The sequence below is a fragment of the Malonomonas rubra genome (assembly GCF_003247215.1).
In the GTDB taxonomy this organism is placed as follows: Bacteria; Desulfobacterota; Desulfuromonadia; order Desulfuromonadales; family Geopsychrobacteraceae; genus Malonomonas; species Malonomonas rubra_A.
This window is the reverse complement of record NZ_QKAP01000046.1, coordinates 1-11542: the sequence shown is the minus strand read 5'-3', so window position 1 is coordinate 11542 and position 11542 is coordinate 1. Positions and strand designations below refer to the sequence as shown.

General features: G+C 53.8%; 10 protein-coding genes. 4 read left to right on the top strand and 6 right to left on the bottom strand.

Going from position 1 to position 11542, the window contains the following annotated elements:
* Window positions 1-232 precede the first annotated feature (232 nt).
* Together Q7J88_RS04275 and Q7J88_RS04270 are read left to right on the top strand one after the other, a co-directional pair.
* Window positions 233-436 carry a hypothetical protein gene (locus tag Q7J88_RS04275; RefSeq protein WP_303720918.1) on the top strand — a complete coding sequence of 68 codons (204 nt, stop codon included), beginning with the start codon at window positions 233-235 and terminating at the stop codon, window positions 434-436.
* A gap of 222 nt (window positions 437-658) precedes the next feature.
* Entirely contained in the window at window positions 659-931 is a 273-nt protein-coding gene (locus Q7J88_RS04270) for a PilZ domain-containing protein (protein ID WP_303720917.1), read from the top strand.
* Window positions 932-941: 10 nt separating this feature from the next.
* Here Q7J88_RS04270 and Q7J88_RS04265 read toward each other — a convergent pair whose 3' ends face one another.
* Window positions 942-1334, bottom strand: coding sequence for a lytic transglycosylase domain-containing protein (locus Q7J88_RS04265; RefSeq protein ID WP_303720916.1), 393 nt, complete (start codon window positions 1332-1334; stop codon window positions 942-944).
* Between the two features lie 475 nt (window positions 1335-1809).
* On the opposite strand from Q7J88_RS04265, the gene ttcA reads away from it, so the two are divergent.
* Window positions 1810-2595 carry a tRNA 2-thiocytidine(32) synthetase TtcA gene (ttcA, locus tag Q7J88_RS04260; RefSeq protein ID WP_369681970.1) on the top strand — a complete coding sequence of 262 codons (786 nt, stop codon included), beginning with the start codon at window positions 1810-1812 and terminating at the stop codon, window positions 2593-2595.
* On the top strand, window positions 2592-3368 hold the full coding sequence (locus tag Q7J88_RS04255) for a PP2C family protein-serine/threonine phosphatase (RefSeq protein WP_303720914.1): 777 nt from the start codon (window positions 2592-2594) through the stop codon (window positions 3366-3368). Before ttcA ends, Q7J88_RS04255 begins: the two co-directional genes overlap by 4 nt.
* Before the next feature lie 79 nt (window positions 3369-3447).
* On the opposite strand, the gene Q7J88_RS04250 is transcribed toward Q7J88_RS04255, so the two are convergent.
* The 5 genes from Q7J88_RS04250 to Q7J88_RS04230 form a co-directional block, all read right to left on the bottom strand.
* Entirely contained in the window at window positions 3448-5343 is a 1896-nt protein-coding gene (locus tag Q7J88_RS04250) for a response regulator (RefSeq protein ID WP_303720913.1), read from the bottom strand.
* A complete protein-coding gene (gene glnE / locus Q7J88_RS04245; protein WP_303720912.1) occupies window positions 5336-8515 on the bottom strand; it encodes a bifunctional [glutamate--ammonia ligase]-adenylyl-L-tyrosine phosphorylase/[glutamate--ammonia-ligase] adenylyltransferase in 3180 nt (1059 codons plus the stop codon). The genes Q7J88_RS04250 and glnE overlap by 8 nt, the downstream gene beginning before the upstream one ends.
* Before the next feature lie 12 nt (window positions 8516-8527).
* Window positions 8528-9595, bottom strand: a complete 1068-nt coding sequence (gene mtnA / locus Q7J88_RS04240; RefSeq protein ID WP_303720911.1) for an S-methyl-5-thioribose-1-phosphate isomerase — start codon at window positions 9593-9595, stop codon at window positions 8528-8530.
* Window positions 9596-9600: 5 nt separating this feature from the next.
* Window positions 9601-11037 (bottom strand): Asp-tRNA(Asn)/Glu-tRNA(Gln) amidotransferase subunit GatB, encoded by a 1437-nt coding sequence (gene gatB, locus Q7J88_RS04235; protein WP_303720910.1) that lies wholly within the window; start codon window positions 11035-11037, stop codon window positions 9601-9603.
* 17 nt (window positions 11038-11054) lie between these two features.
* Window positions 11055-11542, bottom strand: a 488-nt coding sequence (locus Q7J88_RS04230; RefSeq protein ID WP_303720909.1) for an amidase family protein, incomplete at its 5' end; no start/stop codon positions are given.

Below are 11542 nucleotides of genomic sequence, written 5' to 3'. Positions count from 1 at the left end.
TTCCGACAAACCGACCTTTGTCAATGCCGCTGAGACCCCTCGTCTGAAAGAATTTGTCGAGATCCTGAGACAAAAATAGCAGCTGAGCCAATTATTTCAATTTCACACTTGGGGCGCGGTAATAAATATCGCGCCCTCGCCTCAATCCTTTTACCCCGCCGCTAAATACCAATAATCTCTCATCTTCCATCTATATCTTGACTACTTAACCCGGACAATTGGAGAAAGAGGTATGAAGATTTGCACCATCGCCGTAGCGACAGATCAGCAGCTATGCAGGCATTACCCAAAAAAGGCCCTGGAACTTGGAGTTGAGTGCGTTGCCGTCAATAGTACCACTGCTGAAACACTTAAGCTAGCTCCCCACCGCGGTCTGCTGATCGACCTCGCCACTCTGGTCAAGGCCGACCAGAACGATGAAGGAAATCTGCCTTGAACTGTTGCGACTCTTCCCCACTATGCATGTGAGATGGGACGAAGTATCTCAACGAGTTCACTGCTTGCTTTATGGGCATACCTCCCAAGAAGGGATGACTCTGGAAAAATTCATTGAGGAACACTGCAGGAAATTCGAAGGCTGCAGAATTCGCCGACACGAACGGATGCCCCTGATTAAAATACGCTGATCTCGCGGGATGGAGAATTTGCAGCGCAAGCTTTGGTTCGATCGACAATTCTCGATATTTCAGAAAGTGGCTGTGCACTGCTAACCAACCAGGAGTGGAACATCGGTGACATTGTCGGGCTGCGCTTTATCGAGTTTGAAGACCAGACCTCAATTTGGGCTAAAGTTCTTCGCTGGACCCGTTCGGGCACGCCGAAGGCAATCCCTTTGATAGGCGTCTGTTTCAAAACCCTCCGCGAAGAGCAGCTGGGGCATTTCAGTCACCTTGGCAATGCGATTTACCAGAAGAACAAACAGACCGATTAAGCTCTGCCGATCAGTCCCCCTTCACCTTGGTCAAATAGTTCCGGGTTTCCCGCGGCATCTGTTCCAGCCCTTTACGATCGACATTCCCCTGTCCCCAGTTATACGCAGCCAATGCCTTATCGAGATCCCCATTATATTTATCGAGCAGTTGTTTGAGATACCGACTGCCACCGAGCAGATTTTGTTGCGGATCGAAGCTGTCTTCGACACCCAGCTCCTGAGCCGTTTCCGGCATCAGTTGCTTCAATCCCTGAGCCCCGGCGCTAGACACTGCCTGGACCTGAAAATTACTCTCCACTGAAACGACCGATCGAATTAATTCCGGCGCAAGACTGACCTGTTCTGCAACTTGATCAATCAGTCGTTCAATGTCGTCCCGCTGCAACGGCCGCTCATCACGCAAAGACAACTGCAATTGCCGATAAAGCCGGTCAACCCGTTGAGCTTGGTCCGGCTTCTGAACGGCCCGGTAGGTAGCGACAGAGTAGGGAAAGAATCGCCATCAGCCCCCTGCCCATCTTCAAACAACAGGCCGCAGAGCGACTGCAACCGGGCAGCGTCAGCAAAGACGCGGCAGCTGCAGCATGTTGTGACAAGGCGTCGACCGATTCTGCCTTTTCTAGCAGCTGCTAGAAATTCTTCTCTGGCTTGCCTACGGCTGAGACAATTTGCCGGGAAGCAGGTCGGACAGCATCGTCTATTTTTAGCGGATCGATACTCATTTCGGCATCCTCCCATGTCAAAAAAACAACACCCTTTTTCACCTTTAAAAACAGTAATTAGCAAAAAACCAACCGACAAGGCCAGCCACCAGCAAACGGTTGCATTTTCTTGACAATTACACTACAAATTCCCATTTACCTTTTCAGACAGGTGTGATGGCCTTGGCAGACAAAAAAGATTCTCTTTTTCAGCGAATCAAACGGCAGACCGGCAAAGCGATCGGCGACTTCAAGCTTATTGAGGACGGGGATCGAATAGCGGTCGGCGTTTCCGGCGGCAAGGACTCCTACACCCTGCTCGATATCCTGTCGACGTTGCAGAAAAGAGCACCGATCAACTACAAATTAATCGCCGTTAATATCGACGCCGGCTTCCCCGGTTACCGTAAAGATCTGCTCGAGAAACATCTTCAGAGCAGAGGCTATCACTACCACATGGAAGCGACCGACACTTACCAGATTATTGAAGAGAAACGTCGCCCCGGCTCCTCCTATTGCGCCTTTTGCGCCAGGCTGCGTCGTGGTGTTCTCTACACGGTTGCCGAGCGACTCGGCTGCAACAAAATTGCACTGGGCCACCACTTGGATGACTTCGTCGAAACCCTGCTTCTGAATCAGTTTTATGTTGGCACTTTAGCGGCGATGAGCCCGAAGCTGTTGGCGGACAACGGCAAGCAGACCGTCATCCGGCCACTGGTCTATGTTAAAGAGTCTGATATTATTGAATATAGTCAACGGGCCGACTACCCGCTGATCTGTTGCTCCTGCCCGGTTGCTGGAGGGGTGGATCAAAAACGGCAACGGATGAAACGCCTGATCACCGAGCTGGCAAAAGAGATTCCGCAAATCCGCAACAGCATGATCAGTGCGTTGGGAAAAGTTCAGTTACGACATCTGCTTGACCAAGGCCTTTCGAACCCTCCTTGCGGAGAGCATGAATGATCAAAGACGATTTTAACGAACTGGACAAAGCACTGGATCTCGCCTTTCAGGTCCAGCGACTACTGTTCCCGCCAAGCTCACCGCTGTGTACCTGGTGTTGTACTGGGGTCAAAAACCGCATGGCCCGTAAAGTGGGAGGAGATTATTTCGACTTTATCACCATGCCCGATCAGTGCCAGAGCTTGTTTATCGGTGACGTCACCGGTCACGGTTTTCACGCCGCGGTAATCATGTCGTTGATCTACGGCTACATCCACCGATCCACCCTCGGTGAATGCGCCCCGAAAGAGATTGTCGATGGGGTCAATAAATTTCTCTGCACCTTCGCTCGCCGCACTCAGAAGTTCGACTACTACTTTTCCACCACCCTGTTTTTTGCCATTATCGATCCGAACAGTTTGAAAATGCACTATGTCAACTGCGGGCACACACCTCCACTGGCAAAGCAAGGGGGAAAAATCATTTCGCTCCCGACCAGTGGTCCGCCACTCGGATTTTTCGACGATCCGGATATCGATGTCCTCGAATTCAAGTTCAAGCCGGGCGATCGCTTATTGCTCTGCACCGACGGTATCATCGAAGCAAAAAACCGGCAGGGTGAGATGTACGGCATGCAACGCCTGCGAGGAGACTTACAGCATGGGGCAGGTGATCACATCGAATTTCTCGATGAACTGTTCGGGCAGCTCGACAAATTCTGCAGCGGCCAAGTGAATGAAGATGACATGACCGCCATTCTACTCGACTTCAATCGGCCCTTTTCTTCCTATTAGCTGAACTGGCGGGGAGGCTAGGCAGACAGCCCGAGAAAGACCCGAGCAAACGCCAGACAAGGCAGATTCCGCGGCATGGCTAACTGTCCCGATGGATGAACTTCTTCAGCAGCCCCTTCGACTGAACATTCCGCTCACGCCTTAAATTGATCAGACGCAACTCCCGCAACGCTTCGGTGCAGTCAGGATTGGCCTGTACTGCCATTTCGAAGGATTTTTCCGACTGCCGCTCTTTCCCCTGCAGCTGATAGATACGTCCCAGATAAAGATGTGTCAAATCGAGACTGGGGTTCAGTTCACGGGAAGTGAGCAGCACCTCCAAGGCACGATTTTGCACCTCCGATTTTTCCGGAGTGGCCTTGAATAACGCCCAAGCGAAATGGGTAAGGTATTCCGGTTCTTCGGGGCTCAATTCGATCGCCCGCTGCAACGGCTTGACTGCAGCACTGAAGCGCCGCAGTTTCAGAAGCATAGTACCCTGCTGATAGGCTGTTTCCGCCTCGATGACCTGATTGATGTTGATCGACTTTTTCGGGCCGTGCAGCAACTCGTCAAGATAGTCCGAACAGGATTTCGGATCGCTGAGAACCGAGTAAGCCTGGGTAATATATTGAAACAGTTCACCGATCTTGGAGCTCATCTCCTTTGACAGGCCACTGCCCAAGAAACGATCAGGATGGTACTCTTTGGCGAGCTTGTAATAGGCGCGCCGCACTTCTGGACCACCACACTGTCTGAGAATTCCAAGCGCCTCGAAATAATCAGCCTCCATTACGCGCTGATAATCTTCCAAAATTTTACGCCGCAATTCCTCGTCGACCGCTTTCTCCCTTCTTAGTCCGGGGACTTCACTCCCCTCGATCACTTCGGAAATTTCACTGGTTTCCAGCAGTTCGGAAATCAGCAGAGCAACCAGAATCTGCTGCACTTCGCGCTTTGCTAGAGGGTGTTGTTCAACAATTTCGGCCAAAGTCAATGTCCCCAGACATTTGGCAAAAATCTCTTCTCCCCGCCGGTTGAGTTCTACATCCTGAAAGCGGTATTTCGGATCGGATCCTTGTTTTAGATAAAGATGTCGGCGTGGAGTAAGGTAGTCATCCAACTGTTTCAGGGACCAGTAACCTTTGATACCCTGCATAATCAGTGACGCGGGCGAGGTATTGATGGTGGTAACGTTCTTTTTAAAATCTTTGCCCGCGACAAACTTGCTGGTCCCATCCTGCCACTTAAAAGTCGATAGCAACTTTTCCTTCACTTGCATCACCAGAACATCATGCAGATCCTGCGGGGTGAGCAGCCCCATCTCGATCAAAACCGTTCCCTGCAAACGCCCCGACTCTTTACTCCGCGCTACTGAAACATCGCAGTCAGCCTGGGTGATTAACCCATTTTTCACCAGCATCTGCCCCAAGCATTCGTTCAATATGTTGGAACGGGCGAAGACCGGGTAGCCGTCCTTGAGGTAAATGATCTTTTTCGACTCCCCACGCTGCAGATGCAGTAGTCCGGTCGCTTTGTCGCTGTAGAGTTTGTGCAACAATTGCGGCACACTGCATTCCTCAATCGGCTGGGAAAGATCCTGCTCTTTCTTTTCCGGTTCCAGCAAGCGCTCCAGCAGACGGTACACCTCTGGAGAGTTAAATGGCTTCAGGAGGAACTCGTCCGCGCCATAATCGGCTTTGGCCTGAGCGATCTGCTCGGGACTGTGAAACATCGAGGTGATCATCACCACCTTGATGTTTTTCGTTTTCTCATGCTTGCGCAAAGCGTTACAAACAGCAGGACCAGAAATCTCCGGCATATTGATATCAATCAGCACCAGATCGTAGTCATCGGCCAGCAGCTTCTGTAGGCCAGCCGCGCCACGATCCACTGTTTCCACCTGGTAGCCACCGGCCGACAAGGCTTTTCCCATATATGCCCGCAGGCCCTGATCATCATCGATGACCATGACCTTTTTAATTTTTTCAGGCATCCTCACTGACCTCCTGGTGCGGATTCAGATAATTCTCGAAAAGCTGCCGAATCCCCTCGGTTACGAGGTGGTATTGTTCCAAAAATTCTTTTTCCGGCACAAGCCCTTTTTCACCGTAACCGAGACTACGGGTAATTTTCCGCAGACTTTTCTGATCCCCGGCCAGTTCATTGATCGACTGATCGTGCAGTAGCCGCAACTTGTTTTCGAGGCGACGCAGGAACTTATAACCATTAATCAACTGCTTCGCTTCGGAGGTGTGCAGGATATCGTTCTGCGCCAAAACCCTCAGTACCTCAAGCGTATTCTGCTGCCACAGCGCCTTGATCTGCCGGGCGTAACGTAACTGCAAGTATTGAGCAATAAACTCGACATCGACCATTCCACCCCGGCCGGTCTTGATGTTGAAATGAGCCTCCGTTTCCTTGGCGATCTCTTTTTCCATCCGTGAGCGCAGGCGATAAATTTCACTTTGCAGGTTATCCGGCATCGGTCGGTCGAAGGCCAACTCTGAAATCAACTGCTGCAGCCGTCCGGCAAATTCCGGTGGCCCGCAAACCACCCGCGCCTTTGTCATCGCCTGACGCTCCCAAGGCTGTGCCGTTTCCCGGTGATAACGTTTAAAAGCGCTATAACTGGTTACCAGCGGCCCCTGATTCCCGGACGGGCGCAGGCGGGTGTCAATCTCATAGACGGTACCCTCCCGGGTTACTAGAGTCAGTGCGGTGATGATTCGCTGGGCCAGCTTGGCAAAATATTCATGATTGCTCAACTGTCGGAACCGCACCGGGTCGGTACCTGCCGCCGGTCGAGTTTGACCTTCTGAATCGTAGATAAAAATAATATCGAGGTCAGAATGATAGTTCAGTTCCCAACCACCCAGCTTGCCCATACCAACGATGGCGAAAGCCGTCTGCTCGGCATCCTCTTCAGCATCGACCGGATAAGGGGCGCCGAAACGCGTCACCAGTTCCTGACGCGCCATCCTGATCGCCTGTTCCAGACAAACCTCAGCAACCCAGGAAAGCTGCTTGGCCCCTTCCCCCTGTTTTATATGCCCTTGGAGGTCTCGCAGGGCGATGCGCAGGAACTCTTCATTGCGGAAACGGCGCAGTCCATCCAGCTGCATCTCGTAGTCCTCGGCCAAGCGCATCTGTTCGGACAACGAAGCGGCCAACATTTCGCGATCTTTGCTCTCGGTTGCATAAGAACGGGCCACCAACGTGTCAAGCAGTTCCGGCCGTTGAATAAAGATCCGCGAGAGCAGTTGGCTAGAACTGAACAACGCAATCAAAAGTTTAACAATTTCAGAGTTTTCAGCAAGCAGAGAAAAGTAGGAGGTGCGAGCACGGATACCGCGGATAAAGCGTTCCAAGTTGTTCAACGCCTGATCCGGGTTGGCCGAGTCGAGCAGCTCGGTCAACAGCAGCGGCGCCAATTTTTCCATACAGCGCCTCCCCCGCGCAGTCAGTCGCTTGTGTGGGTCGCCGCCGCGCAGCCAGAGCAGACTTTCGTAAGCGGCATCCGGGTTGCTGAAGCCCTTTTCTTCGAGCAGGTCTTTGACCAGATCGGGATCTGACTCACGATCGAAGACGAAATTGATCTCGGGGCGGACTTCAAATTCCTCTTCATCGGCAGAGTGAAAGAGATCTTTGAAAATATTGGCGACCCCTAGCCGATGCCGTTCCAGTTCGGTGGAGAATCCGTCGACATCAACGAACCCACAACGCCTTGCCAGCGCCAAAAGCTCATTCGGACGCGTCGGCAGGGAATGGGTCTGCTGCTCCTGGACTATTTGAATCCGATGCTCCACCGTCCTCAGGAAACGGTACGCGGAGCTGAGCAGTTCCTGCTCTTCGGTAGTGATCAGCGCCTCCTCTTCCAGCAGTTTCAGCATCCGTAGCGAATTACGGTACTGCAGATTCGGCCTGGTCCCGGCATTGATAAGTTGCAGCGCCTGAATGAAAAATTCGATTTCCCGGATTCCACCCCGCCCTAGCTTGAGATTGCGCTCTCGTTCCTGCCCCCAGTTTAGGCTGGCGTTGATCTTCTGCTTCATCATCTTGATGTCTTCGATCATGCCGAAATCGAGATAGCGCCTGTAAATAAACGGCTTGAGCCTCTTCAATAATTCAACGCCAAGAGGAATCGAACCGGCAACCGGACGTGCTTTAATCATCGCCGCCCGCTCCCAGCTCTGCCCCCAGGACTCATAATAGGTTTCGGCGGCAGTTACCGAAATAGCCAGATCACCGCTGTTGCCGTCCGGCCGAAGCCGGGTATCGACGCGAAAGACGAAGCCATCCTCAGTCACCTGATGCAGTGCTCGCGAAACCAGCTCGGCTAGCTTGAGGAAATAACGGTGCAGGCTGATTTTTTCTCCCTTGCTTCCGCCAGTGGTTTCCCCGTTGGTCGATGAGTAGCAATAAATCAGATCGATGTCGGACGAGAAGTTCAATTCGTTGCCGCCGAACTTACCCATCCCGAGGATGGTCATTGCCGCCTGCCGCTGATCTCCAGATTCAAGGTTTTCCAGCGGGGTACCAAACTCATCCTGCAGCTGGCGTCCGCAAACTTCATAGGCGCGCTGCAGGCTCGCTGCCGCCAAATCTGACAGCTCGGCAGTCACCTCTTCCAAGGAGGCCATCCCACACAGATCACGGCTGCCAATGCGCAGGATCTGCACCACTTTGTACTGCCGCAACCCAGATTTCAGCTGTTGGAAATCGGCCTGTTCCGGGATCGTCCGACGCAGGTCAGCAAGCATTTCCGCTTCGTTGCGTGGGTGGTCAATATCGTCCTGCAGCAATAGCTGGTCGACAAAAACGTTTCTCCGGCAGAGGATCCCGGCAAGGAACGGGGAACCGCCCAGAATCGTCAACAGCTGTTTGCGCCGCTCCGGCCTTTTCAAAACCGCCAACAGGGTGTCTTTATCAATGCAATTGAACGCCCGCTCCAGCAAGTTCAGCGCTGTATCCGGATCGGCAACGGTGAAAGCATCTTCGAGAATATCGGTCAACATCTGCGAATCGTCCAGCTGCTCGGCAATCAACCCCAGATTGGTCGTCGCCCGTTGCCCGTCGAACAAACCAAAATTGTTCAGCCAGTCTGTCAACTGCTGCTCGTTGTTCCCCCCGAGCAGGTCAAGTTTTTCTCGAAGCTGTTTTCTCATCGGCCCCAATTTTCAGCGTTTTTGGATCAATTCAGCCAAACCTTGCTGATAATCCCCCTGCACTACCCCGCACTCGGTAATAATCGCCGTAACTAACCGGTTCGGGGTAACGTCGAATGCCGGGTTACGTACCTCAATCCCCTCCGGAGCCAGCTGGATATCCTTGAGATGGGTAATCTCGAGGGCGTCCCGCTCCTCGATCGGGATCTGGCTTCCGTCGCTCAAACTAAAATCGATGGTCGACATCGGCGCGGCGACGTAGAAGGGGAGCTTATGCTCCTTGGCCAGCACCGCCACCGTGTAGGTGCCGATCTTGTTGGCGACGTCGCCGTTGGCGGCAATCCGGTCGGCACCGACGATCACGCAGTCGATCTCACCTTTGCTCATAAGGTAGCCGGCCATATTGTCGCAGATAAGGGTCACAGGAATGTTATCCTTCTGCAGCTCCCAAGTGGTCAGCCGCGCACCCTGCAGCCAGGGTCTGGTTTCATCGGCCAGCACGGCAATCTTCTTGCCGGCGGCCACTGCGGCACGGATCACGCCGAGGGCGGTGCCATAACCGGCGGTTGCCAAGGCCCCTGCGTTACAGTGAGTCAACACCCGGGAACCGTCCGGAATCAGCGACTGCCCCTGCCGACCCAGCTTGATGCAGAGCTGTTCATCCTCCTGGCAGATCGCCAACGCCTCGTACTCGAGGCCAATCTTCAGCTCCATCACGCTCCGGTCGAGGTTTGACTCGGCGAAATGCTTCATCCGCTCCAGCGCCCAGAACAAGTTGACTGCTGTAGGGCGGGTCGCGGCCAGCACATCGCAGATCTGCTTCATCTGCGCGAAGAATTTCTGGCTCGAAGCGGTCTCGATATCGCGCACCCCGAACCAGACGCCGATTGCCGCCGCCACGCCGATCGCTGGTGCGCCACGCACTACCATCGTGCGGATCGCATCGGCAATCTCTTCATAGGTGTTATATTCGAGCCAGACTTCCTCGGCCGGCAGCAACCGTTGATCGAGCATCTGGCACTTGCCGTTGAAAAAACGGATAGGGCGGATCACACTGGTATCTATTTGACAACCGGACATAAGTTTTATCCTTTTAATTTTTTCTGCATCAACTGGTTCACCATCCCGGGGTTCGCCTTACCCTTGCTGGCTTTCATCACCTGACCGACAAAGAAGCCCATCAGCTTCTCCTTGCCCCCCTTCAGTTCTTCAAACTGACCCGGGTTGGCGGCGATCACTTCATCGACCAGCGTTTCAATGGCTCCGGTGTCGGTGACCTGCTTGAGCCCCTTCGCCTCGATCACCTGATCGGCAGTTTTGCCGGTCTGCCAGATCTCCTCGAAGACCGTCTTAGCGATTTTACCGGAGATAGTATTATCGGCAATCCGCTCCAGCACCCCGGCCAGCAACTCTGGAGAAACCGGGCAATCGCCGATGGCGATGCTGTTTTCGTTGAGGGCACGGGAGACCTCGCCCATCACCCAGTTGGCGCAGATTTTCGGGTTGTTGTGAAGCGCAACTAGAGCCTCGAAATACTCGGCAACCGGGCGCTCGGTCGAGATCACCCCGGCGTCGTACTCCGACAGGCCGAGCTGTTCGGTGTAACGCTTGATCTTCGCCTCCGGCAATTCCGGCAGCACACTGCGAACCCGCTCGACCCACTCGTCGGGAACCACCAGCGGCACCAAGTCGGGATCGGGAAAATAGCGGTAGTCGTGCGCCTCCTCCTTGCCGCGCATCGAACGGGTCACGCCGCTGTCGGGATCGAACAGCCTCGTTTCCTGCACCACCTTGCCGCCATCGTCGATAACATCGATCTGGCGCTCGACTTCATATTCGATCGCCTGCTTGATAAAGCGGAAGGAGTTGAGATTCTTCAGCTCTGCGCGAGTGCCGAACTCCTCCTGCCCCCAGGGACGGATCGAAACATTGGCGTCACAGCGGAAGGAACCCTCCTCCAAGTTGCCATCGCAGACGCCGAGATACATGACGATCTGGTGCAACTGCTTGAGATAAGCGATCGCCTCGTCTGCACTGCGCATGTCCGGTTCGGAAACGATCTCCAACAGCGGCGTGCAGGCCCGGTTCAGATCGACTGCAGAGCTATTACCGTCACTGTGGATCAGCTTACCGGCATCCTCTTCCATATGGATACGGGTAATGCCGACCTTCTTCTTGCCCAGCTCCTCGGTTTCGATGTTCAACCAACCGTGCTCGCAGATCGGCAGCTCGAACTGGGAGATCTGGTAGCCCTTCGGCAGGTCAGGGTAGAAGTAATTTTTTCGGGCAAAAATCGAGCGGGGTGCAATCTGGTGATTGGTTGCCAAACCGGTCTTGATCGCGTACTCAACCACTTGCTTGTTCAGCACCGGCAGAGCACCGGGCAGTCCCAGACAAACCGGGCAGGTCTGGCTGTTTGGCTCCTGGCCGAACTCCTTGGAGCAGCCGCAGAAGATCTTGGTGTTGGTGGTAAGCTGGACGTGAACCTCCAGCCCGATCACGACTTCATATCTTGAATCCATGTTTCTATCCTTTCCGACTACAGCGGCGCCAGCTTGCCGCCGAAATCGGTTGCATTTTCAAACGCCCAGGCCGCCTGCAGGATTTCGCTCTCCGCAAATGGCTTGCCGAATAACTGCAGCCCGATCGGCAAACCCTCGCCACTCACCCCGCAGGGCAGGCTGATGCCACATAGCCCCGCCAGATTGAGCGAAATGGTGAAGATATCGGAAAGATACATCTGCAGCGGATCGTCGGTCTTCTCACCGATCTTGAAAGCCGGGGTCGGTGCTACTGGCGCGAGCATGAAATCGACCTGTTCAAACGCATCGAGAAAATCCTGGCGAATCAGGGTCCGAACTTTCTGCGCCTTGAGGTAATAAGCATCGTAGTAGCCGGAAGAGAGGGCGTAGGTTCCGAGCATGATCCTCCGTTTGACCTCGTCGCCAAAGCCAGCGGCGCGGGTCTGTTGGTACATGCCGATCAGCCCTTCCCCTTTATCCACGCGCACCCCGTAACGCACGCCGT